Origin of the sequence: Lysobacter enzymogenes (assembly GCF_900106525.1) — a bacterium.
Lineage (GTDB): Bacteria > Pseudomonadota > Gammaproteobacteria > Xanthomonadales > Xanthomonadaceae > Lysobacter > Lysobacter enzymogenes.
This window is the reverse complement of record NZ_FNOG01000003.1, coordinates 160,261-184,717: the sequence shown is the minus strand read 5'-3', so window position 1 is coordinate 184,717 and position 24,457 is coordinate 160,261. Positions and strand designations below refer to the sequence as shown.

Below are 24,457 nucleotides of genomic sequence, written 5' to 3'. Positions count from 1 at the left end.
CGCGCGGAAGCCGCCGCGCTTGCGGCGCGCCCGCGGACCGGACGCCTCGCCTTGCTCAACGCCCGGCCGCCGCCGCGGTGAAGCCGCCGCGGTCCGCCGGCCTCACCGCTGCACCGGGCCGGCGCGCCTCCATGCGCCACCGTCCGCCGCGCACCCGCGCAGCCGCTATGATTCAGCGGACATTCGGAAGGAGCGCTCGATGAGCCTGGTCGCCAAGATCCTGCGGCACAAATCGGTGGAACAACTACAGGCGGAGGCCGGCAAGCGTTCGGATTTCCGCCGCGTGCTCGGGCTGTGGCAGCTCACCGCCATCGGCATCGGCGGCATCATCGGCGTCGGCGTGTTCGTGCTCGCCGGCCACGAGGCCGCGGCCAACGCCGGCCCGGCGGTGGCCCTGGCGTTCCTGATCGCCGGCATCGCCAGCGCCGCCGCGGCGCTGTGCTACGCCGAATTCGCCGGCATGATCCCGGTCACCGGCAGCGCCTACACCTACAGCTACGCCACCCTGGGCGAACTGGCGGCGTGGCTGATCGGCTGGGACTTGCTGCTGGAATACGCGCTGATCGTGGCGGTGGTGGCGATCGGCTGGTCCGGCTACGTGCAGGTGCTGCTGGAAGGCGCCGGCATCGAACTGCCGGTGTGGGCGCAAGGCGCCTACGGCACCGGCGAGGGCCGGGTGTTCAACCTGATCGCCGCGCTGGTGACGCTGGCCGTCTCCGCGCTGCTGGTGTTCCGCACCGAATGGGGCGCGCGCTTCAACACCCTGATCGTCATCATCAAGGTGCTGGCGGTGCTGCTGGTGATCGGCGTGGGCGTGTTCTACATCAATACCGCCAACTGGGTGCCCTTCATCCCCGAGCGCATCGTCGACGAGCACGGCGTCGGCCACTTCGGCTGGAAGGGCGTGGGCACGGCCGCGGCGGTGGTGTTCTTCGCCGTGTTCGGCTACGACACCCTGACCACCGCGGCGGAGGAATCCAAGAACCCGCAGCGCGACCTGCCGCGCGCGGTGCTGCTGTCGCTGGGCGTGTCGATGGTGCTGTACCTGGCGGTGTCGCTGGTGCTGACCGGCATCGCCCACTACTCCACCCTCGGCGGCGACGCGCCGGTGTCGGACGCCTTCGCCGCGCTGGGCCTGCCGTGGATCGCCAAGACCATCGCGTTCTCGGCCGTGGTCGGCATCGCCAGCGTGCTGTTCGCCTTCATGCTCGGCGCGGCGCGGATCTGGTACTCGCTGTCGCGCGACGGCCTGCTGCCGGGCTGGTTCGCCAAGATCCATCCCAAGTACGGCACCCCGCACCGCCCGACCATCGCGCTTGGCGTGTTCACCGCGCTGGTCGCCGGCTTCCTGCCGATCGGCGAGGTCGCCAAGCTGGTCAACATCGGCGTGCTCTCGGCCTTCATCATCATCTGCGCCTCGGTGTGGGTGCTGCGGGTGCGCAAGCCGAACCTGGAACGCAGCTTCCGCACCCCGCTGGTGCCGTTCATCCCGATCGTCGGCATCGCCTTCTCGATCTGGCTGCTGGCCGAGCTGGCGGCGATCACCTGGCTGATCTTCCTGATCTGGGTGTCGCTGGGGTTGCTGGTGTATTTCGCTTACGGCATCCGCCACAGCAAGCTGGCGCAGGAAAGTCAGGAGTAATTGCGGCGGCGCCGGCGCGGTGGAGTCGCGCCGGCGTTCGTGGTGTCGCGGTCGCGGCTCGCGCCGCTCCTACAGGGGGATACGCGACTGCGGCCTCGCTCTGTAGGAGCGGCGCGAGCCGCGACCGCGAAACCGCAACCACGACGCAACCGCCCTATCTCGGCGCGACATACCCTCCGGGCACCCCGCCCGGCGACAGCACCAGTTGCCACAACTGCGCATGCCGGGTGCGGAACGTCGCCATCGACGCGGCCAGGTAGAACCGCCACATCCGCCGGAAGCGCTCGTCGTAGCGCGCATCGAGCCCGTCCCAGGCCGCTTCCACGTTGGCCCGCCACGCCTGCAGGGTCAGGTCGTAGTCGGCGCCGAAGTTATGCCAGTCCTCGATCACGAAACGGTTTTCGACGTGCTCGGCGATCTGCCGCGCCGAGGGCAGCATCGAATTGGGGAAGATGTACTTGGCGATCCACGGATCGGTGTGGCTCACCGATTTGTTGCCGCCGATGGTGTGCAGCAGGAACAATCCGCCGCCCTCGCTGGCGCGGTCCAGGCAGCGCAGCGCCACGTCGAAATAAGCGCTGTAGTTCTTGATCCCGACGTGCTCGAACATGCCCAGCGAGAAGATCCGGTCGAAGCGCTGGTCGAGGTCGCGGTAATCCTGCAGGCGGATCTCCACCGGCAGGCCGGCGCACAGCTCGCGCGCGAACTCGGCCTGCTCGTGCGACACGGTCACCCCGACGCCGACGATGCCGTAGCGCTCGGCGGCGAACTTCAAGGCCTCGCCCCAGCCGCAGCCGATGTCGAGCACGCGCATGCCGGGCTTGAGCCCGAGCTTGCGACAGACCAGATCGAGCTTCGCCTCCTGGGCCGCGTCCAGGTCGCGCAGCGCCGTGCCGTTGCGGTCGCGCCAATAGCCGCAGCTGTACACCAGCCGCTTGCCGAGCATGGCGCGGTAAAGATCGTTGCCCAGGTCGTAATGGCGCTCGCCGACGGTGAAGCTGCGGCGGTGGCTTTGCAGATTGATCAGGTGCGCGCGCAGGCCGTCGAGGATCGCCGCCCAGCCGTGCACCTGCTCGTCGACGTGGGCGCGCATCAGCCGCTCGAGCAGGCCGTCCAGCGACTGCGCGCGCCAGGCGCCGTCCATGTAGGTCTCGCCCAGGCCCAGCGAGCCCTGCGCGATCACCCGCGGGTAAAACGATTCGTCTTCGACCTGCAGATCCCAGGGCCGGTCGCCGCCGATGCGGATATCGGCCTGTCCCAGCAATCCTTCGACTCGTTGGTGCAGCGACGCAAGCGACATGGCGACCTCATGCTCGGGGGCGAAGCCCGGTGAGTGCTCGACGACTGTGGCGATGTTTGCGGCGCGCCGGCGGCGCGCTGCGCTCGTCCTGAGACGGCGGCCCGCTGCGGCGGGCTTCCGAAGGCGCCTGGCGCGTGGCCCGATGAGGCCGGGCGCGCGGCCGGCGCCGCGAATTTACGATAGCAAAGGGCGCGCGGCGGCGATGTGCCCGAACCTGCCGCGAACGGCGAACGCTGCGTTGCCGCGATGGCGCGATTGCGGGGCACGCGCGCCCGGCGCTGCGCCGACTGCGCGAGAGCCTTCAGGCGCCGATTGTGGGAGAGCCTTCAGGCACCAATTGTGGGAGGGCCTTCAGGCCCGGCGCCTTCCGCTCGGATCGCCGCGATCTGGAACAAAAGCGTCGGGCCTGAAGGCCCTCCCACAGTCGGACCTGTCTGCACCGCCGAACCTGTATCCGACCATCGGCGCCGCGAACGCCGTCGCGCAGCAGCTCAGACGCCTCGCGCAGCGGCTAGACGCCGCCGAGGAACAGCCCGCGATAGGCCGGCGCCAAATGCGGCAGCAGCACCGAGGCCGGCACTTCCACCGTCTGGGTGCCGTCCGAATACGGGCCGACCTCGTAGGGCGCGAACACGAACTTGAGCGCGCTGAGCTTGCCGTCGGCGCCGCGCACCGGTTCGAACATGGCGAAGTTGGCCGGGTCGGCGCCGGTGCCGTCGTCGATCATGCGGCCACCGGTTTCGATCTGCTCGGCGCGCACCGCCGGGGCCAGGTCGTCGGCGTCGATGCGCTGCGACAGCGCCGAGTGCAGTTGTTCGCGCACGTATTGCGAGATCGCGGCCCAGCCGGCCTTGTCAGGCACCAGTTCCTGCGCGGTCAGCTGCTTGTTCTGCTTGGGCAGCCAGACGAAGCGCGCGATCAGCGGCGCGGCGTGGGCGCCGCCGGTGTAGCTGCTGCCGTCGGCCGAGACCGCCATCAGGTCGGGCGAATCGACCACGTCGTCGAAGGTCAGCGACAGCTCGTACGGCGAAGGATTGTCCTTGGCGGTGCGGCCGCTGGCGGCGTCGATGAGTTCGGCGCGGGCGTCGTCGGCATAGCGCTTGAGCTCGCGCGCCAGGCCCGGGTACTTGGCCGCCTGGGTCGCGTAGGTGATGCCGACCACATAGCCCGGCGTGGTCTCGACCACTTCCTTGAGTTCGACCGGCGCCGTCGCGGTATCGACCACCGGCGCGGGCAGCGCCGCGGTCGAGGCGGGCGCGCTCGACTGGCTGGTCGCGGGCGTGTCGGCTTCCTTCTTGCAGGCCGCCAGGGCCAGAGCCAGCAGACAGACGGCGGCGGTGACGCGCTTCATGCAGCGATCCTTATCGAAAGTACGTCCGTGGGGGTTTGCGCGCGACATTATCGCCCAAGGCGTGACGCCGGCATCTAGGCCGCAGCGTCCGTCCGGGGTTATGCGGGCCGCGCCCGCAGGCGCGTTTGCCCGGCGTTCACCACTGCGTGCGTTGCGGCAGCAGGCCTTGCAGTTCCGGGTCGGTGAGGTTGCGCCACTGGCCCGGCTTGAGGTGGCCGAGCTTGACGTTGCCGATGCGCACGCGCAGCAGCTGCTTGACCCGGAAACCGAAGTGCGCGGCCATCAGGCGGATCTGCCGGTTGAGGCCCTGCACCAGCACGATGCGGAAGCCGAAGCGGCCGAGCTTGCCGGTCTTGCACGGCAGCGTGGTCTGGCCGTGGATCGGCACGCCGCGGCCCATGCCGCGCAGGAATTCCGGCGTCACCTCGTGGTTGACCGCGACCAGGTATTCCTTTTCCAGCTTGTTCTCGGCGCGCAGGATCTCGTTGACGATGTCGCCGTTGCTGGTCAGCAGGATCAGCCCTTCCGAATCCTTGTCCAGGCGGCCGATCGGGAAGATCCGGCGGTCGTGGCCGACGAAGTCGACGATGTTGTCCTTGACCCCGGATTCGGTGGTGCAGACCACGCCGACCGGCTTGTTGAGCACGATGTAGACGTGCTGGCGCTTGCCCTTGACCACGGCGCGCACGCGCAGGATCTCGCCGTCCACGCGCACTTCGTCGCCCTCGCCCACCTCGCTGCCGACCCGGCCGCGCAGGCCGTTGACGGTGACCCGGCCCTCGGCGATGAGGCCGTCGGCCTCGCGGCGGGAGCAGAAACCGGTGTCGCTGATGTGTTTGTTCAGGCGCATGGGCGAAGCATGCCGGAAAACCGGCCTGCGGAAGGCGTGGGGGGCGCGTAGGCTGGCACAGTCGCGCGGCGAAGGCGAGTGCGGCGGCGGGCGAAGCGGCGCGAACGGCCGGCTTCGGGTCGTGTTCCCCGGGCGGCAGGCCCTTGTGGGAGGGGCTTCAGCCCCGACGCTTTTGGCTCAGTTGCGCGGCGATCCGGGCCAAAAGCGTCGGGGCTGAAGCCCCTCCCACAGGGCGTTGCGGCTTCGCGCCGGGCCGGCCAGGCCGGGCCGGCTCAGGCCAGCAGTTGCGAGTATTCCGGGTGACGCTCGGCCCAGACCGCGGCATAGGAACACGCCGGCCGCACCTTCAGGCCGGCCCCGCGCGCGTACTCGAACGCGGCGCGGACCAGGTCGCTGGCGATGCCGCGACCGCCGATGGCCTCGGGCACGCCGGTGTGGGTAATGACGAGCTGGTCGCCGCGCAGTTGGTAATCGAGTTCGGCTTCGACGCCGTCGACGACGGTGGTGAAGCGCTGCTGCGCGGGGTCGTGGTTCACGGCAACGGGCATGGTCGGCTCCTGCTCTTGTACGGATCGATCGGTGCGCGCCGGGCGGCGGGCCGCCGCGGCTTTGCTGTGCCGCGTGGACGCGCCGGAGCCGGCATCGCCGCGAACGGCGATGCCGGCGGACGGGCTCAGCGGTTGTCGCGCTTGCCCTGGTTGTGGCGGTCCTGGGTGCCGATCGAACCCTGGATCGCGTCCATGCGGCTCTCGGCCGCATGCAGTTCGCCGGCCTTGTGCGCGGCGCTGTCGGACTGCGGGCCCGGCGCCGGCGTGTGGGCGTGGCCCGGATCGAGCTGCTGCCACGGCTGCGGCTCGCGCGCGGCCTCTTGCTTGGCCTGCAGCAGGCGGCGGGTGTTTTCCAGCGCCTGTTCCGGGGTGATGTGCGCGGCGGCTTCGTCGTCGGCTGCGGTCGAATCGGCGTGCTCGGCCGGTTCGGCCGCAGCGACGTCGGTGGCGGCATCGGCGTGCTCGTCGCCGGCGGTCTCGTCGCTATCGGCCGCCGCGGCGGCTTCCAGCGCGGTTTCCGCCGCGCCCTGGGCCACCGCGCTCGGCGCGGCCGCGGGCTCGTCGGCCTGATGCGACTCGGCCTGCAGCGCCGGTGCGGCGGCTTCGGCCGCGGCGCCGGCCGCAACCAGCGAACCGGCCGGCAGCGAAGACGGCGCTTCGGCCTCGGGCTTGGGTGCCGGCTTGGCCTTGGGCTTGCGCTCGGCCTTGGGCTTGGCCGCGACGGCGGGTTCGGCGAACAGTTCGCCGCTGCGCTGCGGCGCGTCCTGCGCCGGCGCGCTCGGCGCGGGCTTGGGCTCGGCGCGCGGACGCGCGGGCTTGGCGGCGGCCGGTTTGGGCGCGCTCGCGGCTTCGGCCTTCGGCGCGACGGGCTTGGCGGTCTTCGCGGGCTTGGCGGCTGCGGGCGCAGCGACCGGCGCCGGTGCGGGCTTGGCCGCGACGACCGGCTTGGCGGCCGCGGGCTTCGTGGTCTTCGCAGGCTTCGTCGCCTTGTCCGGGGCCGGCTTGCCCGTCGCGATCGCGGGCTGCTTCGCCGCTGCCGTCGCCGGCACCGCCTGGACGAGCTTCTTCGCCACCGCCGGCTTGGCGGCCGGCTTCTTCGCCACGGCCTTCTTCGCCGCAGGCTTCTTGGCGACGACCTGCTTGGCGACGGCCTGCTTGCCGGCCGCCTGCTTCGTCGCCGCTTTCTTCGCGACCGGCTTCTTCGCGGCCGCGGCCTTGGCGGCAGGCTTCTTGGCCACGACCTGCTTGGTCGCCGCCTTCTTTACCGATTTCTTCGCCAGCGCCTTCTTGGCCGCGGGCTTGGCCGCCTGCTTGACGACCTTCTTCGCCGCGACCTGCTTGCTTGCGGCCTGCTTGCTCACGACCTTCTTGTTCGCGACCTTCTTGCCGGTGGCCCGCTTGGCGACCTTGCCGGCGGAAACCTTCTTCGCGGTCTTCTTCGCCGCGACCTTCTTGGCCGGCTTCGCCGCGGCGGTCTTCTTCGCCGCCGTCTTCTTCGCCGCCGGCTTGGCCGCGGCCTGCTTCACTTTCTTGACCGCGGTCTTGGCGGCCTTCGCGGGCTTCTTCAGCGCCGCCTTCTTGGCCGCGACCTGCTTGCCCGCGGCGCGCTTGCGCGCCGGCTGGGCCGATTTTTTCGCCGATTGTTTCTTTGCCGATTGCTTGCTTGCGGACTTGCCCGCCTTCTTGCTCGCCATGCTTGACTCCTCGTCGAGTGTTTGCGAATGCGCGAATGATAGCGGCTGCCCCCGTAACTACATCAGCCTGTGCTGCTGCCAACACGCCTTCGTGTTAGCACGCGGCACCTTCATGGTGAGTGAGCGCAAGTGAGGTATCGCCGCGTTGCGTCACGCGACTGATCTTGTCCGGCCGGTGTTGACCTCTCGCGTCACTTTTCGGTCATGCAAGCTAGGGAAAACCCTGGCATGGAACCTGCGTAGAACTGTGCGTAAGTCCACAGTTACGACGAAGGGGAAATCCAATGGCTCGCCACATCGACCGCTACAGCGACGACGTCCACAGCAACGCCGTCATCGCCCGCCTGTTCGACCTCGCCCGCGACGGCATCGGCGACGATGCCGAGCTGCGCGAGCTCGACGCGCAGATTCAGGCCGGCCTGGCGGCGGCCTACGGCGAAGGCGAGCTCGAACTGGAGCGCTCGATCGCGGCCTGAGCCGCCGTTCGCCGCAACGCAACAAACGACTCGGGCCCGAAGTCCGTCCCGCTGCGCGGGAGGCCTTCGGGCCCGTCGGTTTTAGGGCGACGCGCCTGTTTTGAACCGATCTGCCGGGCTCGGCAGGTCCGTCGGAATCGGATCGGCCGAACGCCGGATCCGCCCGCCGTCAGCCCCCGAAGAAGCTCGGTCCGCGGGGGTTGGCCAGCTTTTCCAGGAACAGCAGGAACACGCGCGGCTCCAGCAGCAGCATGAACAGCACGCCGTAGATGGCCCCGGACAGGTGCGCATTGTGGTTGTACTTGCCGCCCCCGCGCTTGTCGGCCCAATACGAGTAGCCGATGAAGGCCACCGCGAAAACGATCGCCGGCACCGGAATCACAAAGAAGATGATCCAGTTCCACGGGTCGAACAGCACGAACGCGAACAACACCGCTTCCACCGCACCCGACGCGCCCAGGGTTCTGTAGCCGGGATCTTTGCGATGCCGCAGGTAGCTGGGAAGAATGGAAACCACCAGCGCCGACAGATAAAACAGCAGGAACATGCCCTGCCCGGTCAACTGCGCAAAGATGTTCTCGACCGAACGGCCAAAGAAGTACAGGGTGATCATGTTGAACAGCACATGCCGCCAATCGGTATGCACGAAACCGTAAGTCACCAGCCTGTCGTACTGATGAAAACGATCGACCGCCGGGGGCCACAGCACCAGTCGCTCGAACAGCTTGGGCTTCTCGAAGGCCTGCCACGACACCAGCACGGTCACGGCGATCAGGACGAAAGTGATCATGGTCGGGTCGGGCTCGCGGGTGGAGGGAACTAAGTAGGGCGGTTCAAGCGGCGCGGCGGTTCAGGCCGCACCGCAGCTCAAGCGGCGCGGCGATTCAGGCGACGCGGTAATGGTCCTGCATCTGATAACGCCGCGCGTACAAGGCGAACGCCGCCGCCGCCACGAACGCGAAGCCGGCGAAGAAGAACATCAGGAACGCGTTCTCGCTCAGGCCGGTGGCGGCGATGTGCGAGGTCACCGCCTCGTTGCGCACCGCGGCGTTGGTCAGCATCACCCACAGGTTGCCGAAGGTGCTGGTCAGGTACCACAGGGCCATGATCACGCCCTTCATCGACGGCGGCGCCTGGCTGTAGGCGAATTCCAGCGCGGTCGCCGACACCAGCACCTCGCCGAAGGTCAGCAGGATGTAGGGAACGATCTGCCATGCCAGCGACATGGGGTGGCCGGCGTCCATATACAACTGCAGCACCGCCGCGACGATCCACGACAGGCCCGAGACCGCGATGCCGAAGCCCATGCGCCGCAGCGGCGTGGGGTTGATCCCGATCCGGCGCAGCGCCGGGTACAGCGCCAGGTTGTTGAACGGGATCAGCAGCATCACCAGCAGCGGGTTGATCGCCTGCATCTGCGAGGCCGCAGCCTTGGCCCCGCCCTCGCCGGAGATCAGCCAGCTCGGCCACCACCACAGTTCGGTCGGCACCACCATGCGCTGGCCCTGCAGCACCCAGGTCGAGGCCTTCTGGTCGAACAGCGACCAGAACGGGGTGACGAAGGCGAACACGATCAGGATCCGCAGCACCGCGCGCACGCCGTCGACGGCCGCGTCGGGATGGATGCCGCGCGCGCGTTCGAGCTGCAGCGAGATGCCGTAGCCGCCGAAGCCGATCAGCAGGCCCAGCGCCAGACAGGCGCTCTTGACGAAGCCCAGGCTCGGAATCAGCGCCAGCGCGCCGGCAGCCAGGGCCACGCCGACCGCGGCCACCGCCACGCCCGGATTGCCCTGGCCCGCGGTCTTGGCGCGCAGCGCGGTGCGGGCGACGTTGAAGAACGAATCCGGATCCGGCGCGTTGCGCGTCGGCGGCACCAGCACATAGCGCTTGCGCCCGAGCCAGAAGATGAAGGTGGCCAGGAACATCAGCGCGCCGGGGATGCCGAAGGCGACCGAGGGGCCGTATTCGCGCAGGAAGATCGGCATCAGCAAGGACGCGAACAGCGAGCCGAAGTTGATCGTCCAATAGAACGCGTCGAACACCAGCTTGGCTTTGTGCTTGTTGCTCTGGTCGAACTGGTCGCCGCAGAACGACACCACCAGCGGTTTGATGCCGCCGGCGCCGAACGCGATCAGGAACAGGCCGGTGTAGAAGCCGGTCTGGTTGTGCTCGAACAAGGCCAGACAGGCGTGGCCGGCGCAGTAGACCAGCGAGAACCAGATGACGGTGTTGTACTTGCCGAAGTAGCGGTCGGCCAGCCAGCCGCCGAGCAGCGGGAAGAAATAGGTGCCGATCATGAACGTGTGGAACACGTCCTTGGCCATGCGCTCGCGCTCGGCGAGGTCGCCGGTGGAGGCCATCAGCAAGGTGCCGACCAGGAACGCGGTCAGGATGTTGCGCATGCCGTAGAAACTGAAGCGCTCGGCCGCCTCGTTGCCGATGATGAAGGCGATCTGGCGGGGCATCTTGCCCTGCGAATCGGCGGGGGCGGTGGCGGCTTGGGTCATGCGGCGGTCCTGGTCGTCGGTCGAATCGCGCGTCCTTCGCGGGACCCGGCGCATGCGCCGGGCGGTCCAGCCCCACAGACTACCCCATCGCCCGCGCCGCCGGCTTGGCCGGCGCGGTCGCCAACGCTGCCGGGCCGCGCAGCGGCCCGGCGACCGGCCGTTCAGATTTCAGCCGCGCGGGACGACAGGCGCGGAGTCAGCAACTCGCTAAAAAATGCGTGGGACGGCCAGGCCCGAGCGCGCGCGCCTGCGTTCCTGCTCGAGCCGTTTCCCGGCTTGCGCCGCCCCGGCCCTGCCTCAGGCCCACTCCTCCAGGCCTTCGCGCCGGTACAGCTCGGCGAAGCTCGGCCGCGCCTTCATCCGCCGCGCCAGTTCGCCCAGGTGCGGCCACTCGTGCGCCGGGCGCGGCAGCTTGCGGGTCCAGCGCATCAGCATGGTCAGATAGAAATCGGCCGCGCTCAGGCGCTCGCCGAGCAGATACGGCCCGCGTCCCTGCGCGAGCGACGCGCCCAGGTGCGCGTCCAGGCGTTCGCAAGCGGCCTCGATGCGCGCCTGCGCGCCGCGCCGCACGGCTTCGTCGTCGGCCTGCAGGTCGCCCGGGTACCACCACAGGCGCAGCGGCGCCTGCAAGGTCGCGACCAGATTGAACATCCACTGCAGGTACTCGGCGCGCTGCGCATCCTCGGGTGCCGGCGCGAACGCGCCGTCGCCGTGGCGGTCGGCCAGATACACGGTCAACGCCGCGGCCTCGTAGCGCGGCTGGCCGTCGACCAGCAAGGTCGGCACCACGCCGTTGGGATTGAGCGCGAGATAGTCCGCGCCCTTGTGCGCGCGTCCGGCCATATCGACGCTGCGCAACTCGTGCGGCAGGTCGAGTTCGATCAACAGCCAATGGACGACCAAGCTGGCGGTTCCGGGCGAGTAGTACAGCGCGTACATGGACGCTCCTGACGGCGGGTGTGCGGGATGCGGAAGTCTAGGCGATGGCGCCGCGCGCGGACGCAGCCGCGCGGCATGACTGCTGTCACTTCCCGTCAGCAGGCCGATCCGCGCACAGGCAGGCGCCGGCGCGATCCCTTACATTTAGCCGGCCCTACGTTCGACCCTGCTCAGCCCGACCCAGCCCGATCCCGCGGCCGTCGGCGCCGCCCGCGTCCGCGCCTCGCCGCGGCCGCCGCGCCGCCGCCCTGCGCCGCTCTCAACCTTCGGAAGTACCAATGACCCGCCAGCCCGAGTTCCGCGCCGCCCTGCCCTCCGCCCTCGCCCTCGCGCTGGCTTTCGCCGGCGGTTTCGCCGCGCCGGCGCGGGCCGCCGATGCGCCGATCACCACCGTGTCCGAGCGCAGCGGCTTCCTCAAGACCGGCCGCTACCAGGAAGTGATCGAACTGTGCGCGCGCTTCGCCCAGCGCTATCCCGACGCGGTGCGCTGCGAAGACTTCGGCACCACCCCGGAAGGCCGGCCGATGAAGGTGCTGGTGGTGACCCGCAGCGGCGCGTTCACCCCGCAGCAGGCGCAGGCCAAGAACCTGCCGGTGCTGTTGATCCAGGGCGGCATCCACTCCGGCGAGATCGACGGCAAGGACGCCGGCTTCCTGGCCTTGCGCCAGGCGCTCGACGGCGAAGCGGCCAAGGGCGCGCTGGCCAAGCAGGTGCTGCTGTTCGTGCCGGTGTTCAACATCGACGGCCACGAGCGCTTCGGCGCCTGGAACCGTCCCAACCAGCGCGGCCCGGAAGAAATGGGCTGGCGCACGACCGCGCAGAACTACAACCTCAACCGCGATTACCTCAAGGCCGACGCGCCGGAAATGCAGGCGATGCTCAAGCTGGTGCAGCGCTGGGATCCGCTGGCCTACATCGACCTGCACGTCACCGATGGGGCCAAGTTCGAACACGACGTGTCGATCCAGGTCGAGCCGGTGCACGCCGGCGACGAAGCCCTGCGCAAGGCCGGCACCGCGCTGCGCGACGGCACCATCGCCCGTCTGTCCAAGCAAGGTTCGCTGCCGCTGCCTTATTACCCGTCCTTCGTCGAATCCGACGACCCGACCTCCGGCTTCGAGGACAGCGTGCCGCCGCCGCGCTTCTCGCACGGCTATTTCTACCTGCGCAACCGCCTGGCGATGCTGGTGGAAACCCACTCGTGGAAGGACTACCCCACGCGCGTGCGGATCACCCGCAACACCATCGTCGACCTGCTGGAACTGGTCGCTGCCGACGGCGCGCAGTGGCGCAGCGATGCGCTCGCCGCCGACCGCCGCGCGCAGCAGCTCGGCGGGCAGACCGTGGCGCTGGACTACAAGGCCAGCGACAAGAGCCGCACCGTCGCCTTCCGCGGCTACGAATACACGCGCACGCCGTCGGACGTGTCCGGTGCGCTGATGACGCGCTACGACGAGAGCAAGCCGCAGGTGTGGAACGTGCCGCTCAAATACGACATCCAGCCCTCGCGCCAGGTGCCGGCGCCGCGCGGCGGTTATCTGGTGCCGGCCGCGCAGGCGGCGTGGGTGGCGGCCAAGCTCGATCAGCACGGCGTCGAATACCGGCGCCTGGACGCGGCGCTCAGCGGCGCCCCGGTCGAAGCCTTCCGCGCCGACAAAGCCGAGTTCTCGCCGCAGTCCAGCGAAGGCCATCAGCGCAACACCTTGAGCGGGCAGTGGAAGAACGAAACCCAGGATTTGGTCGCCGGCGCGCTGTTCGTGCCCATCGCCCAGGCCAAGTCGCGCTTGGTCATGGCCCTGCTGGAACCGCAGGCGCCCGATTCGCTGGCGGCCTGGGGCGAGTTCAACAACGCCTTCGAGCGCAAGGAGTACATGGAGGATTACGTCGCCGAGGAAGTGGCGCGCGAGATGCTCAAGGATCCCAAGGTCAAGGCCGAGTTCGAGACCAAGCTGCGCGAGGATGCCGCGTTCGCCAAGAGCCCGCAGGCGCGCCTGGACTTCTTCTACCGCCGCCACACCGCTTGGGACGAGCGCTACAACCTGTATCCCGTGCTGCGCACCGAGACCGTTCCGCGCTGAGCGCAATCCCCAGCGCGCACGCCGCCGCGCGTCGACCGGATTGCCTCCCTGTAGGAGCGACGCGAGTCGCGACCGCGACACCGCGCTTGCGGCGCCAGCATCGTAGTCGCGCCGCAATCGCAGCCCGCGCATTGCGAACCGCAGTTGCGGCGTAGTTGCGGTGTCGCGGTCGCGGCTTGCGCCGCTCCTACAGGGGGCGGCCGCGGCTGTGCGGCGATCCGATCGGTGTCGCGTTATCCTCGCGGTATCGTCGTCATCGGGATACGCCGCATGCTTACGCGCCGTTTCTTTCTCGCCGCCGTGGCCGTCGCGCTGAGCGCCTGCGCCGGTGCGCCCGTCGCCGAACGCACCGCCGAACCTGCGCAGGCCGGCGAGGTGCGCGTGCTCACGCTCAACCTGTGGCACGACAAGGGCGACTGGCCCAAGCGGCGCGCCTTGATCGTCGAGGAGGTGCGCCGGCTCAAGCCCGACCTGATCGCGTTGCAGGAAGTGCTGCAACGCCCGGGCCTGACCAATCAGGCCGAAGACCTCGGCCAGGCGCTGGGCTACCGGGTCAGCTTCGTCTCGGTCGATCCGCCCGCGGCGGCGCGCCGCTACGGCAACGCGATCCTGCTCGCCGGCGCCGGTTCGCCGGCGCAGGAGCGCAAGCTCGAACCCTTGAACGATTACCGCACCGCTGCGCATGTGCTCGCTGGCGGCGACGCGCAGCGCCCCGGCGTGGATTTCTACGCGACGCATCTGCACAACGAGCGCGACGGCGGCGCGATCCGCCGGCGCCAGATCGACAGCCTGCTCGGCTTCGTCGACGCCACCGCGCACGGCCGCCGCACCATCCTTGCCGGCGACTTCAACACCGACGCCGACGCGCCAGAACTGGCGGCGCTGCGCGCCCGCTACGCCGATGCCTTCGCCACCGCGCATCCCGACCTGGCCGGCGATGCCGGGCGAGCCAGCACGCTCAACCCGGCGTATCTGCCGGCGCAGCGGATCGATCATGTGTTCTACGATCCGCACGGGTTCTCGGTGACCGAGGCGCGGATCGTGCTGAACCAGAGCCGCGACGGGGTGTGGCCGTCGGATCACTTCGGCTTGTTCGTGAGGTTGCGGCCGTTGCGTTGAATGACGACCGGTGGGTTTTGCGGCGCGTCTCCAAGACCGTCATCCCCGCGTAGGCGGGGATACAGAGACTTTAGAGCCATGTCGCGATAAAGCCCTGGATGCCCGCCTTCGCGGGCATGACGATAGGCGGGTTGCACGGCAAACGGGTTTCGCCGCGCCTCTCCAAGCCGTCATCCCCGCGAAGGCGGGGATCCAGAGACTTCAGAGCCATGCCTCGATGAAGCCCTGGATGCCCGCCTTCGCGGGCATGACGATAGGTGGCTTTCATAGCGAATGGGCTTCGCCGCGCCCCTCCAGGCCGTCATCCCCGCGAAGGCGGGGATCCAGAGACTTCAGAGCCATGCCTCGATGAAGCCCTGGATGCCCGCTTTCGCGGGCATGACGATAGGTGGCTTTGGCGGGGAATGGGTTTCGCCGCGCCCCTCCAAACCGTCATCCCCGCGAACGCGGGGATCCAGAGACTTCAGCGCCCTGCCCCGCATCGCGCGGACTCACTTCGCCATGTACTTCCAATTGCGCACCTTCCCCTGCGCCATCCACTCCACCGCCTGCGCCACCCGCGCGCGCCGGGTTTCTTCGCGCTTGGCGGTCTCCACCCACTCCACGTACTCGCGTTGTTGGCTCGGCGGAAAACCGTCGAAGGTCTTGCGCGCGGCGGGGTTGGCGGCCAATGCCGCGGCCAGGTCGGCCGGGGGCCGCGGCGGCGGCTTGGGTTGCGCGGTTTTGCTCGGCGGGCGCTTGGCGCCGGTTTCGATCAGCGCCATCGCCCGCTTCACCAGCGCCGCGAACTCGCGCCGGCCCGGCAGGTCGGCAGGCGCGGTCAGGCGGCCGAACTGGCCCATCGCGTCGCTGCCGGCCGACTGTTCGGCGCCGACGATGTTGGCGCCCTGCCAGAAGCCGAAGCTGGCGTGCTGCTTGAACGCGGCCATACCGCACAGGATCTTGCCGCGGTAGACGAAGTTGGGCATGCCCCATTTGATCGTCTCCTGCACCGGCGGGCAGGCGGCGTGCACGCGCTCGCGCAGGTCGCGCAGGATCGGTTGCGCGAACGGCGCGGCGCGGGCGATGTAGGCGTCGATGCGCGGCTCGCGCGGGAACGTCGTGGCGGCGGGCGCCGATGCCGCTGCGGGTTTGGCCGATGGTTTCGGCCGGGTCGGCGCCGATGCGGGCGCGGTTTTCTTCGCCGATGTTTTCTTGGCGATGGCCGGCTTCGCAGTCGCCGTCTTCGGGGCAGATACCTTCGCGGCGGCTCGTTTCGAGTCGATTTTTTTCGGTTCAGCGCGCTTCGCAGCGGCCGCCGACGCGACCGACCTACCCGTAGCCACCTTCTTCGCCGCCTTTTTCACGCCGGCCTTCACCGGCAGCGCACTACCCGGATCCGATTCGCGCCGAGCCATGACCCGCACTCCGTACCGAAGACGGCCCATTCTGCGCCGCCCGCGCGCGCCGGCTCAATCGGTACCGGCTTAATCCGCGCCAGCCCAATCGCCCCCGCCGCTCAATCCGGCAGACGCCACTCGCCCAGCAACGAATACTCATTGCGCCGCCCCAGCTCGCTATGCAGCAACACGAAACGATCGATCCGCCACACCAACGGCTCGATCGGCATCGCCGCCAGGCCGCGCTCGGCCTGGCGCACGATGGTGACGTGCGGCGCGTGCGCTCGATGGCTGGCGACGACCTTGACCCCGTGCTTGGCCAGCGCCACGCCGAGCCGGTCCCACAGCAGGCTCAGGCCCGGATCGGGCTGGGCGCTGCCGAGCCACCACGGGATGTCGCGATTGGCGAAGCTGCCGGCGCGGTCGAGCGCGAGGTCGAAGGCCGCGGCCTGCACCGTCGCCGCGGCGGCCGCGGCGCGTTGCGCCAGCGACTGCGGCAACGCATCGAAATCGCCGAGGAATTGCAGGGTGAGGTGATAGCGATGGGCGCCGATCATGCGCCCGCCCGGCTGCTGCGCCGTCTCCAGCGCCAGCGCGCGTTGGCGCATCTGCGCGCGCGCGTCGGGGTCCGGCCACAGGGCGAAGAACAGGCGATGCAGCTCGGCGGGCTGGCGCGGCGAAGGCTCGCCGAACAAAGAAGACTGATGCATGCGCGAAGTCTAACCGCTGGGGCGCGCCGGCCGTGGGCCGCGCACGACGCGACGGGCGCGCGGCGCTGCGGCCGCGCGCCCGCTATGCGCTCAGGGCTTGGGCTTGGCGTCTTCGGCGTAAGTTCCGGCCGGCTCGCTCTCGATCTTGCGCGTGTCGGCGCCGAGGATCTCGGCGGCGACGCGGCGCACCGCGGCCGGGTCGGCCGTGCGCAGGTCGGCATCGGGCTTCAGACCGAGCGCGGCGACGGTATCGGCCAGCACCTTCTTGTTGGCGTAGGGATGCGGGTGATCGAGGTTGTCGTCCTGGCTGCGGTAGAAGCGGTCGAGCAGCTTGCCGCGGCTGCTGTCGGCCTTGGCCAGTTCGACCAGCTTGGCCCGGTATTCCAGCCGCCACGGCGGCAGCTTGGGCCAACGCTTGAGGTCGGCGAAGTGCTGCGCTTCGTGGCCGAGGAAGCTGACCTTGAAGTCTTCGCCCTGCAGATCGCCGTAGGCTTCGCGCACCGCGTACAGCCCTTCGGGCTTGGCCCAGCCGGCCGCGCCGGTGGCGCCGCAAGCGGCGTAGTGGCTCCAGCCGCGGCTGATCCAGGCGTCCATCACGAACACCTTGACCGGCTGCTCGACCCCGCCCGGCAGCTCGACCGTGTAGTCGCGCACCTCCTGCCCGCCCCACAGGAACAGGTCGTACAGCGGCGGCGTGCGGCCTTGCAGCGGATGCAAGCCGCTCTCGCGCAGGCGCGCGTCGATCTTGGCGTAGAGCGCTTCGAAGGCCTCGTCGCCCTCGCCCGGCGGCGGCTCGCCGATCGCCGCGGCGAGGTCGTTCTTGAGCGCGCGGTCGAGCTCGGCGCGGCGCTGCGGCTCGCGCACCGCGTGCCACCAGTAGCGCTGGTAGATGTCCAGCACCTTGGCCGCGAACGCGTCCTTGGGCGCGCCCACCGTCGGCGGCGGCGCCTTGCGCTCGTGGCGTTCGAGCATGCACTGGCGGAAGGCCGCGTCCTTGCCGTCGAACTGCTCGGCCGGCGCGGCCTTGAGCGCGTCCAGCGCCTCGGGCGCCTGCGCGCGCAGCACCGCGCCGAGCGCGCGGCTGACCGCGTCGGCGGCCTGCGGGCCGCTGCCCGGCGACAGCGGCGCGGCGGTGGCGCCGATCATCCAGCCGATCAACACCGGCAATGCGGCCGCCGGCAGCAGGGACAACAGCGGGGAACGATTACGCATGGGGGACTCCGGGCTCGCGCGGTGGGCTGTGGAGCCCATTAGGCGGCCAGCGCGGCCGGCGAATCTTGTACGCACTTGATGTGTCCCGCATCGGGCCGCCGCGAACCGGCGCGGCCCTGGCCGGTGGGCCGGGCGGACGCCGGCGACGCCGCTTGAGCCAGCTCGCGGCGCAATTGCAGCGGCGTGCAGCCGGCGTGGGCGACCACGATCCGGTGCAGATGGCTCTGGTCGGCGAAGCCGGCCGCAGCGGCGACTTCGGCCAGCGCCATCGGCGCGCCGAGCAGCTGCAACGCTCGGCGCCAGCGCGCCTCGCGCCGCAGCGCGCGCGGCGGCATGCCGAAACTGCGGCCGAGCGCGCGGCTGGCGTGTTCGGCCGAGACCCCGAGTTCGCGCGCCAGTTCGGCGATCTCGCGCTCGTCCTGCGCCATCCGCCGCAGCAGTTCGCCCTGCCAGTCCGGCAGCGCGGCGGCGGCCTGCGGCGCGGCGCAGGCCAGCAGTTCGCCCAGCCGCTGCGGCGCGCGTTCGAACACTTCGCGCGCCTCGCGCAGGTCGTGCACGCGCCAGGCGCGCGCGGCGAAGCCGGCGTCGGCGATCACCCCCGGAGTCAGGCTCGCGCTCAGTTCCAGGTTGATCGCGCTGGCGCCGCTGCGGCCGAAGCGGTCGCCGTGGGCGTGGAACGGCGGGTGCAGCACCAGCGTCCCCGGCGCGCACGGCAGCGGGCCGTCGAGGCTGGATTCGGTGTAGTCGCCGTCCAGCACCAGCGCCGCGTAAGCCTCGCGGTGGCGATGGGTGGCCAGCGCCGCGTTGCGTTCGTGGCGGGTGCGGTAGGCCTCGCTCATGGGCGCGGCGCGGCGCCCGCGCGGCCGCGCTCGAGGTAGTCGGCCAGGCCGCCCAGTTGCAGGCCCTGGACCTTGTCGACCACCGGCGCGAACTTGGACAGGTCGTCGGGCGTGTAGCCGCCGGCGCGGTAGAACAGGACGATGCGGGTGCCGCCGTCCTTGGCCGGGCTGAGCCGGAATTCCATCGCCCCGCTCAGGCCCATGCCTTGCAGCGGGCCGAGCCCGCCGAGCAGGCGCAGGGTCTTGCCCGGGTCGACGAAGCTCACCGTCATGTGCGCCGCCTGGCGCCGGCCGTCTTCGCTGCGCTCGCAGAAGCAGCCGCCGGCGCGTGCGTCGATCGACAGGCGCGAGTCGCGGCCCCACCAGGTGTGGTCCTTCGGCCACCAACGGTCGACATCGCCGGTCAGCGCCTTCCACGCCGTGGCGGCGTCGACCGCGACGGTGCGTTCGTTTTCGACCGTGAAACCGTTGGCGGCGGCGTCCTTCACCGCCGCGGCGGCGGGCGCGGAGACGCCGGCGGCGAGGCCGATCGCGATCAGGGCAAGGCGGACGGTGCGCATCGGCTGGCTCCCGCGCCGCGCCTGCGGCGCCGATGGGCGAATTAGGAACCGTGCGCGCGGCGGCGGCAATGGCCGGAAGTTGGGATGGCGTGCGGCGCGGCGCGGTTCGCAGGCGCAGACGCGGCGGGGTGTGCGGCGCGCCGGCCCGGAACGGTCCGCGATGGCTGCGAACGCGCGGGCATCGGGCCGGCCCGATGCACGTTCGCACCGAGCCCGCCGCGTCGGGGCGGCGAGCCCCGACTCATCCGATCGGCCGCGACAACCGCCGCGGCCGTCGCCTCAGCCGTCCAGTTCGGCCCAGCGCGCGTACGCGTGGTCGAGCTCGGCCTGGGTCTTGGCCAGCTCGGCGTTGTGGGCGTTGATCGCCGCGCTGTCACGCTGGTAGAACGCCGGCTGGTTCATCTGCTCGGTCAGCTCGGCCAGGCGCGTTTCCAGCGTTTCGATCCGCGCCGGCAACTGTTCCAGCTCGCGCGCGTCCTTGTAGCTCAGCTTGCGCTTGGCCGCCGCGGGCTCGGGCGCCGCCGCCGGCGCCGCGACGGTCGCCGCCGCCGGTTTGGCCATCGCCGCGGCCGTGGACTTGGCCGGCGCGAACGCGGCCGGACGCTGGCGCAGCCAGTCGCTGTAGCCGCCGACGTATTCGCCGACCTCGCCCTCGCCTTCCATCACCAGGGTCGAGGTGACCACGTTGTCGAGGAAGTCGCGGTCGTGGCTGACCAGCAGCAGCGTGCCCGGGTAATCGCCGAGCAGCTCTTCCAGCAGCTCCAGGGTTTCCACGTCCAGGTCGTTGGTCGGTTCGTCCATCACCAGCAGGTTCGACGGCTGGGCGAACAGCTTGGCCAGCAGCAGACGGTTGCGCTCGCCGCCGGACAGGCGGGTGATCGGCGCGCGCGCGCGTTCCGGGGTGAACAGGAAATCCTGCAGGTAGCCGATGATGTGCTTGCTCTTGCCGCCGACCTCGACGTACTCGCGGCCCTCGGCGACGTTCTCGATCGCGTTCCAGTCCTCGCGCAGGGTCGCGCGGTACTGGTCGAAATAGGCGATCTGCAGATTGCTGCCCAGGCGCATTTCGCCGGCCTTGGGCGCCAGTTCGCCCAGCAGCACCTTCAGCAGCGTGGTCTTGCCGCTGCCGTTGGGGCCGATCAGGCCGATGCGGTCGCCGCGGAACACGGTGCTGGAGAAATCGCGCAGCATCGGCCGGCCGCCGTAGTCGAACAGCACGTCCTTGGCCTCGATCACCTTGCGCCCGGACTGCTCGGACTGGGCGAACTCCATGCGCACATTGCCGACCGTGTCGCGGCGCACGGCGCGCTCGTTGCGCATCGCCTTGAGCCGGCGCACGCGGCCTTCGTCGCGGGTGCGGCGGGCCTTGATGCCCTGGCGGATCCACACCTCTTCCTGCGCCAGCAGCTTGTCGAAGCGGGCGTTTTCCTGCGCCTCGGCGTTCAAACGCTCCTCGCGGCGGCGCAGGTAGTTGTCCCAGTCGCCGGGCCAGCTGGTGACGCGGCCGCGGTCGATCTCGACGATGCGGGTGGCCAGCGCGCGCAGGAAGCGGCGGTCGTGGGTGACGAACAGCAGCGCGCCGCTCCAGGACTTGAGGAACTGTTCGAGCCAGTCGATGGCTTCGATGTCGAGGTGGTTGGTCGGTTCGTCCAGCAACAGCAGGTCGGGCGCCGACACCAGCGCGCGCGCCAGCAGCACCCGCCGCTTCATGCCGCCGGACAGGCCGGCGAACTCGGCCTCGCCGTCCAGGCCGAGCCGGGTCAGGGTTTCTTCGACGCGCTGGTCCAGGCCCCAGCCTTGCGCGTCCTCGATCTTGGTCTGGACCTTGGCCACCGCGTCGGCGTCGTAGTGCTCGGCGTGGCTGAGGTGGTGGAATTCGGCCAGCCAGTGGCCGAGCTCGCCGAGGCCGTCGGCGACCACGTCGAACACGCTGCCGGCGGCGCCCGGCGGGACTTCCTGCTCCAGGCGGGCGACGCGCACGCCGCCCTCGCGGCGGATCTCGCCGTCGTCGGGCACCAGTTCGCCGGCGAGCAGTTTCATGAGGGTGGACTTGCCCGCGCCGTTGCGGCCGATCAGGGCGATGCGTTCGCCCGGTTCGATGGCCAATTCGACGTTTTCGAGCAGCAGCGGGCCGCCGACGCTGTAGTCGGCGTTCTGTACGGTGATCAAAGGCATGCGCGCATTCTAGCCGGCGCGGCGGCCGCGCGCGCCGTCCGCGCCGCGATCAGGTGCGCGCCAGCACCGGAAACCGGCTGTGCGGCCCGAGCCGGGACGGGTCCAGGCCGCGCAGGAACAGCCCGGCGTCGTCGTCCGGGCCGCTGGCGCGGGCCTGCGGCCACAGCCGTTCGGGGTCGAAACCGAAGCGCAGCGCCCGCACCGGGCGTTCGATCAGGCGCGGCAACGCCGCCGCCAGCGCCGCGTGCGAGGGCGCGGCGGCGACCACGTCCTCGATCTCCAGCACCCCGTCTTCTTCCCTGGCGAAAACCCAGGTGTCCGGGTCGAGTTCGAACAGCGGCGCAGCAAAGCCGTTGGCCGCGTACCAGGTGGCGACGCGGCCGTAGTCGCGGCTGGCGAAGCGCCCGCCGGTCGGCGCGGCGCGCGCGGCCAGGGCGAGAAAGCGTGCGCGCACGGCCGGATCGGCCAGATCCAGTCGCGGCGCGCGCCGCGGCGCGGGCTCGACCGCATGCGGCGCCTCGAACAAGGCCTGCGGCGCGGGCGCGAAGCCGAAGCGCGGGTAGAACGCCAGCACGCTGTCGTTGGCGAACAGCAGCGCCGGGGCGTCGCCGCACTCGGCCAGCGCCGCCTGCATCGCCCGCCGCGCCAGGCCGCGGCCGCGCCGTTCGGGCAGGCAACCGACGGCGCCGAACTGGAATGCGACGATCTCCTCGCCGCCGACGATCAAGCGCTGGCGCATCGTCGAGGCGTTGGCGACGACGCGTCCGTCCTCGAACAGGCTGTAGGCGCGATAGCCCGGAGCCCACTGGTCCCATTCGCACCAGCGGCGGAAATCGGCCTGGGAGAACACCTGCGCGACGTAATCGCAGTACGCCGGATGCAGGGCGAGGTCGGTGTGGTCGAGGATGCGCAGGGTCGGTTGCGATGACATGCCGCGATTGTGCGCCGCCCGCTGTCCGCCATGCGTTTCGTTTTGTATCGCAGCACCCCTGTAGGAGCGGCGCGAGCCGCGACCGCGACAACGCAACTACGCCGACACTTGCGCAATGGTTGCGTTGTCGCAGTCGCGGCTCGCGCCGCTCCTACAGGGAAATGACGCGGTTACGAGCTGCAGGAAAGCATCGAACAGCCGGCCCGCTCGCGCGCCCAGTCCGGGCGCTTGGCGGCGAACGCTTCGCGGCCGGGCTGGTCGTGGTAAGGCCGGCGCATCACGTCCAGCAATTCATGCACGCCGGCCAGATCGCCCTGCTCGGCGCGGTCGATGGCCTGCTGCGCCAGATAGTTGCGCAGCACGTAGCGCGGGTTGGCCGCGTCCATGCGCGCTTCGCGCTCGTCCGCGGGCGAGCCGTCCTCGCGCGCCCGCGCGGCGTAACGCGCCAGCCAGTCGCGCAGCGCCGGCTCGGCCGCGGCGGCGCGCTCCGGGTCGTACGCGGCCTCGGCCAGCGGCGCCGGGTCGGGACGTTCGACACGCACGTCGATATCGGCCAGCGCGCGGAAGAAGATCGTCATGTCGATCTCGTTGGCCTGCAGCCAGCCGCGCAGTTCCTGCATCAGCGCCACGTCGCCGTCGCTGCAGTCGCGCAGGCCCAGCTTGCGCGCGATCGCGTCGCGCTCGGCCTGGTTGTAGGTCTCCACATAGCGCCGCAGCCCGTCCTGCAAGGCCTCCGTCGCGATCAGCGGCGACAGCGCGCCGGCCAGCTGGCTCAGGTTCCAGTACGCCACCTGCGGCTGTTGGCCGTAGCGGTAGCGGCGGCGGCCGGCGTCGGTGGTGTTCGGGGTCCAGTCCGGGTCGTAGTTGTCGATCCAGCCGTACGGGCCGTAATCGATGGTCAGACCGAGGATCGACAGGTTGTCGGTGTTCATCACCCCGTGCACGAAGCCGACCCGCATCCAGTGCGCCATCAGCGTCGCGGTGCGCTGCGCCACGTCGCCGAACCACTGCGCGTAGGCGTTTTCGCCGGCGTCGGCCAGGTGCGGGAAATCGCGGCGGATGCAGAAATCCAGCAAGGCCTTCAGCAACGCGGTGTCGCCGCGCGAGGCCGGCAGCTCGAAGTTGCCGAAGCGGATGAACGACGGCGCCGCGCGGCAGACGATCGCGCCGGGCTCGGCCTGCGGGTGGCCGTCGTAGAACATGTCGCGGACCACGCTGTCGCCGGTGCCGACCAGGCTCAGCGCGCGCGTGGTCGGCACGCCGAGGTGGTGCATGGCTTCGCTGCACAGGAATTCGCGGATCGAGGAACGCAACACCGCGCGGCCGTCGGCGCTGCGCGAGTACGGCGTCGGCCCGGCGCCCTTGAGCTGCAGTTCCCAGCGCCGGCCGTCGTCGGCGACGACCTCGCCCAGCGAAATCGCGCGCCCGTCGCCGAGCTGGCCGGCCCAGGCGCCGAACTGATGGCCGCCGTAGTTGGCCGCATACGGCTGCATGCCCGGCAACAGCGCATTGCCGCCGAACGCCTCGGCGAACGCGGGGCTGGCGACCTCGGCCTCGCTGAAGCCCAGCGCCGCGGCCATTTCGGCCGAATGCGCGAGCAAGCGCGGCGCCGCCACCGGCGTGGGATCGACCCGCGAATACAGCGCGCCGTGGACCTGGCGCACGCCCGGCGCGGCGTCCGGATCGCCCGGCAGGTCGCGGACGAAGGCGTTGTCGAAGCGCAGAGCGTGCATGGGCGGGGGCGGGTTTGGAGGTGGGAAGGAGATGGGTGCCGGCGATGGCGAACCCAAGCCGTGGCATGGAGCGTTGCGAAGGCGGAGTCGGAGGCAGATGGGCTTCGCGGCGTTTCCGCCAGACCGTCATCCCGGCGAACGCGGGGATCCAGAGACTTCAGAGTCATGCCTCGATGGAGCCCTGGATGCCCGCTTTCGCGGGCATGACGATAGGTAGGTTTCGTCGCGCCCTTTCCAGCCCGTCATCCCGCGAAGGCGGGGATCCAGAGACTTCAGAGTCATGCCTGGGTGAAGCCCTGGATGCCCGCCTTCGCGGGCATGCCGATAGGCGGGTGTAGCGGCAACCGGGTTTCGCCGCCCCGCTCCAAGCCGTCATCCCCGCGAAGACGGGGATCCAGAGACTTCAGAGTCATG

The 24,457-nt window shown here is 70.3% G+C and carries 22 protein-coding genes; 5 read left to right on the top strand and 17 right to left on the bottom strand.

Annotated features, from left to right (window positions below):
• The first annotated feature begins 199 nt into the window (after nucleotides 1-199).
• Nucleotides 200-1,642, top strand: a complete 1,443-nt coding sequence (locus BLU84_RS08470) for an amino acid permease (RefSeq protein ID WP_074865205.1) — start codon at nucleotides 200-202, stop codon at nucleotides 1,640-1,642.
• Nucleotides 1,643-1,796: 154 nt separating this feature from the next.
• On the opposite strand, the gene cfa is transcribed toward BLU84_RS08470, so the two are convergent.
• The 6 genes from cfa to BLU84_RS26275 all read right to left on the bottom strand — a co-directional run bounded on the left by cfa (nucleotide 1,797) and on the right by BLU84_RS26275 (nucleotide 7,385).
• On the bottom strand, nucleotides 1,797-2,942 hold the full coding sequence (cfa, locus tag BLU84_RS08465) for a cyclopropane fatty acyl phospholipid synthase (RefSeq protein WP_074865201.1): 1,146 nt from the start codon (nucleotides 2,940-2,942) through the stop codon (nucleotides 1,797-1,799).
• A gap of 326 nt (nucleotides 2,943-3,268) precedes the next feature.
• Complete coding sequence (locus BLU84_RS28410; protein ID WP_425479353.1) at nucleotides 3,269-3,364, bottom strand: DUF6053 domain-containing protein; 96 nt, start codon at nucleotides 3,362-3,364, stop codon at nucleotides 3,269-3,271.
• An 89-nt stretch (nucleotides 3,365-3,453) separates the two neighbouring features.
• A complete protein-coding gene (locus BLU84_RS08460; RefSeq protein ID WP_074865199.1) occupies nucleotides 3,454-4,293 on the bottom strand; it encodes a DUF3298 and DUF4163 domain-containing protein in 840 nt (279 codons plus the stop codon).
• A gap of 136 nt (nucleotides 4,294-4,429) precedes the next feature.
• Nucleotides 4,430-5,143: a pseudouridine synthase gene (locus BLU84_RS08455; protein ID WP_074865196.1), complete on the bottom strand. Its 714-nt coding sequence runs from the start codon at nucleotides 5,141-5,143 to the stop codon at nucleotides 4,430-4,432.
• 272 nt (nucleotides 5,144-5,415) lie between these two features.
• On the bottom strand, nucleotides 5,416-5,691 hold the full coding sequence (locus BLU84_RS08450; RefSeq protein ID WP_074865195.1) for a GNAT family N-acetyltransferase: 276 nt from the start codon (nucleotides 5,689-5,691) through the stop codon (nucleotides 5,416-5,418).
• 125 nt (nucleotides 5,692-5,816) lie between these two features.
• Nucleotides 5,817-7,385, bottom strand: coding sequence for a histone H1-like repetitive region-containing protein (locus BLU84_RS26275; RefSeq protein WP_074865190.1), 1,569 nt, complete (start codon nucleotides 7,383-7,385; stop codon nucleotides 5,817-5,819).
• 284 nt (nucleotides 7,386-7,669) lie between these two features.
• On the opposite strand from BLU84_RS26275, the gene BLU84_RS08440 reads away from it, so the two are divergent.
• On the top strand, nucleotides 7,670-7,861 hold the full coding sequence (locus tag BLU84_RS08440; protein WP_074865187.1) for a hypothetical protein: 192 nt from the start codon (nucleotides 7,670-7,672) through the stop codon (nucleotides 7,859-7,861).
• 169 nt (nucleotides 7,862-8,030) lie between these two features.
• Here BLU84_RS08440 and BLU84_RS08435 read toward each other — a convergent pair whose 3' ends face one another.
• The 3 genes from BLU84_RS08435 to BLU84_RS08425 form a co-directional block, all read right to left on the bottom strand.
• Complete coding sequence (locus tag BLU84_RS08435; RefSeq protein ID WP_074865184.1) at nucleotides 8,031-8,651, bottom strand: rhomboid family intramembrane serine protease; 621 nt, start codon at nucleotides 8,649-8,651, stop codon at nucleotides 8,031-8,033.
• A gap of 94 nt (nucleotides 8,652-8,745) precedes the next feature.
• Nucleotides 8,746-10,368, bottom strand: a complete 1,623-nt coding sequence (locus BLU84_RS08430) for a POT-type proton-dependent oligopeptide transporter (protein ID WP_074865179.1) — start codon at nucleotides 10,366-10,368, stop codon at nucleotides 8,746-8,748.
• Between the two features lie 297 nt (nucleotides 10,369-10,665).
• Nucleotides 10,666-11,307 carry a glutathione S-transferase family protein gene (locus BLU84_RS08425; RefSeq protein ID WP_074865176.1) on the bottom strand — a complete coding sequence of 214 codons (642 nt, stop codon included), beginning with the start codon at nucleotides 11,305-11,307 and terminating at the stop codon, nucleotides 10,666-10,668.
• Nucleotides 11,308-11,615: 308 nt separating this feature from the next.
• Here BLU84_RS08425 and BLU84_RS08420 point away from each other — a divergent pair, with 308 nt between their 5' ends.
• A complete protein-coding gene (locus tag BLU84_RS08420; protein WP_074866476.1) occupies nucleotides 11,616-13,385 on the top strand; it encodes a M14 family metallopeptidase in 1,770 nt (589 codons plus the stop codon).
• Between the two features lie 270 nt (nucleotides 13,386-13,655).
• Nucleotides 13,656-14,504, top strand: coding sequence for an endonuclease/exonuclease/phosphatase family protein (locus BLU84_RS08415; RefSeq protein WP_074865173.1), 849 nt, complete (start codon nucleotides 13,656-13,658; stop codon nucleotides 14,502-14,504).
• A 491-nt stretch (nucleotides 14,505-14,995) separates the two neighbouring features.
• Here BLU84_RS08415 and BLU84_RS27735 read toward each other — a convergent pair whose 3' ends face one another.
• The gene (locus tag BLU84_RS27735) at nucleotides 14,996-15,541 is read right to left on the bottom strand and encodes a YdeI/OmpD-associated family protein (protein ID WP_324610478.1); all 546 of its coding nucleotides are present in this window, start codon (nucleotides 15,539-15,541) and stop codon (nucleotides 14,996-14,998) included.
• Nucleotides 15,542-15,581: 40 nt separating this feature from the next.
• On the opposite strand from BLU84_RS27735, the gene BLU84_RS27730 reads away from it, so the two are divergent.
• The gene (locus tag BLU84_RS27730) at nucleotides 15,582-15,974 is read left to right on the top strand and encodes a hypothetical protein (protein ID WP_170849118.1); all 393 of its coding nucleotides are present in this window, start codon (nucleotides 15,582-15,584) and stop codon (nucleotides 15,972-15,974) included.
• A 28-nt stretch (nucleotides 15,975-16,002) separates the two neighbouring features.
• Here the strand turns inward: BLU84_RS27730 and thpR are convergent, their stop codons facing one another.
• From thpR to BLU84_RS08375, 7 genes are all read right to left on the bottom strand, one after another.
• A complete protein-coding gene (gene thpR / locus BLU84_RS08405) occupies nucleotides 16,003-16,593 on the bottom strand; it encodes an RNA 2',3'-cyclic phosphodiesterase (RefSeq protein WP_074865170.1) in 591 nt (196 codons plus the stop codon).
• 90 nt (nucleotides 16,594-16,683) lie between these two features.
• Complete coding sequence (locus tag BLU84_RS08400; protein WP_139174824.1) at nucleotides 16,684-17,805, bottom strand: hypothetical protein; 1,122 nt, start codon at nucleotides 17,803-17,805, stop codon at nucleotides 16,684-16,686.
• Nucleotides 17,806-17,843: 38 nt separating this feature from the next.
• The gene (locus tag BLU84_RS08395) at nucleotides 17,844-18,644 is read right to left on the bottom strand and encodes a helix-turn-helix domain-containing protein (RefSeq protein WP_074865166.1); all 801 of its coding nucleotides are present in this window, start codon (nucleotides 18,642-18,644) and stop codon (nucleotides 17,844-17,846) included.
• Complete coding sequence (locus tag BLU84_RS08390; protein WP_074865163.1) at nucleotides 18,641-19,204, bottom strand: SRPBCC family protein; 564 nt, start codon at nucleotides 19,202-19,204, stop codon at nucleotides 18,641-18,643. The genes BLU84_RS08395 and BLU84_RS08390 overlap by 4 nt, the downstream gene beginning before the upstream one ends.
• Before the next feature lie 279 nt (nucleotides 19,205-19,483).
• A complete protein-coding gene (locus BLU84_RS08385; protein ID WP_074865160.1) occupies nucleotides 19,484-21,379 on the bottom strand; it encodes an ATP-binding cassette domain-containing protein in 1,896 nt (631 codons plus the stop codon).
• Between the two features lie 49 nt (nucleotides 21,380-21,428).
• The gene (locus tag BLU84_RS08380; protein WP_074865157.1) at nucleotides 21,429-22,310 is read right to left on the bottom strand and encodes a GNAT family N-acetyltransferase; all 882 of its coding nucleotides are present in this window, start codon (nucleotides 22,308-22,310) and stop codon (nucleotides 21,429-21,431) included.
• A 170-nt stretch (nucleotides 22,311-22,480) separates the two neighbouring features.
• A complete protein-coding gene (locus BLU84_RS08375; protein WP_074865153.1) occupies nucleotides 22,481-24,043 on the bottom strand; it encodes a protein adenylyltransferase SelO in 1,563 nt (520 codons plus the stop codon).
• Between the last annotated feature and the right edge of the window lie 414 nt (nucleotides 24,044-24,457).

Excerpts from the sequence above, each read along its gene's own strand:
- BLU84_RS08470 (WP_074865205.1), top strand. The coding sequence starts at position 200 with ATGAGCCTGGTCGCCAAGATCCTGCGGCACAAATCGGTGGAACAACTA.
- cfa (WP_074865201.1), bottom strand. The coding sequence starts at position 2,942 with ATGTCGCTTGCGTCGCTGCACCAACGAGTCGAAGGATTGCTGGGACAG.
- BLU84_RS08460 (WP_074865199.1), bottom strand. The coding sequence starts at position 4,293 with ATGAAGCGCGTCACCGCCGCCGTCTGTCTGCTGGCTCTGGCCCTGGCG.
- BLU84_RS08455 (WP_074865196.1), bottom strand. The coding sequence starts at position 5,143 with ATGCGCCTGAACAAACACATCAGCGACACCGGTTTCTGCTCCCGCCGC.
- BLU84_RS08450 (WP_074865195.1), bottom strand. The coding sequence starts at position 5,691 with ATGCCCGTTGCCGTGAACCACGACCCCGCGCAGCAGCGCTTCACCACC.
- BLU84_RS26275 (WP_074865190.1), bottom strand. The coding sequence starts at position 7,385 with ATGGCGAGCAAGAAGGCGGGCAAGTCCGCAAGCAAGCAATCGGCAAAG.
- BLU84_RS08440 (WP_074865187.1), top strand. The coding sequence starts at position 7,670 with ATGGCTCGCCACATCGACCGCTACAGCGACGACGTCCACAGCAACGCC.
- BLU84_RS08435 (WP_074865184.1), bottom strand. The coding sequence starts at position 8,651 with ATGATCACTTTCGTCCTGATCGCCGTGACCGTGCTGGTGTCGTGGCAG.
- BLU84_RS08430 (WP_074865179.1), bottom strand. The coding sequence starts at position 10,368 with ATGACCCAAGCCGCCACCGCCCCCGCCGATTCGCAGGGCAAGATGCCC.
- BLU84_RS08425 (WP_074865176.1), bottom strand. The coding sequence starts at position 11,307 with ATGTACGCGCTGTACTACTCGCCCGGAACCGCCAGCTTGGTCGTCCAT.
- BLU84_RS08415 (WP_074865173.1), top strand. The coding sequence starts at position 13,656 with ATGCTTACGCGCCGTTTCTTTCTCGCCGCCGTGGCCGTCGCGCTGAGC.
- BLU84_RS27730 (WP_170849118.1), top strand. The coding sequence starts at position 15,582 with ATGCGCGGCTCGCGCGGGAACGTCGTGGCGGCGGGCGCCGATGCCGCT.
- thpR (WP_074865170.1), bottom strand. The coding sequence starts at position 16,593 with ATGCATCAGTCTTCTTTGTTCGGCGAGCCTTCGCCGCGCCAGCCCGCC.
- BLU84_RS08400 (WP_139174824.1), bottom strand. The coding sequence starts at position 17,805 with ATGCGTAATCGTTCCCCGCTGTTGTCCCTGCTGCCGGCGGCCGCATTG.
- BLU84_RS08395 (WP_074865166.1), bottom strand. The coding sequence starts at position 18,644 with ATGAGCGAGGCCTACCGCACCCGCCACGAACGCAACGCGGCGCTGGCC.
- BLU84_RS08390 (WP_074865163.1), bottom strand. The coding sequence starts at position 19,204 with ATGCGCACCGTCCGCCTTGCCCTGATCGCGATCGGCCTCGCCGCCGGC.
- BLU84_RS08385 (WP_074865160.1), bottom strand. The coding sequence starts at position 21,379 with ATGCCTTTGATCACCGTACAGAACGCCGACTACAGCGTCGGCGGCCCG.
- BLU84_RS08380 (WP_074865157.1), bottom strand. The coding sequence starts at position 22,310 with ATGTCATCGCAACCGACCCTGCGCATCCTCGACCACACCGACCTCGCC.
- BLU84_RS08375 (WP_074865153.1), bottom strand. The coding sequence starts at position 24,043 with ATGCACGCTCTGCGCTTCGACAACGCCTTCGTCCGCGACCTGCCGGGC.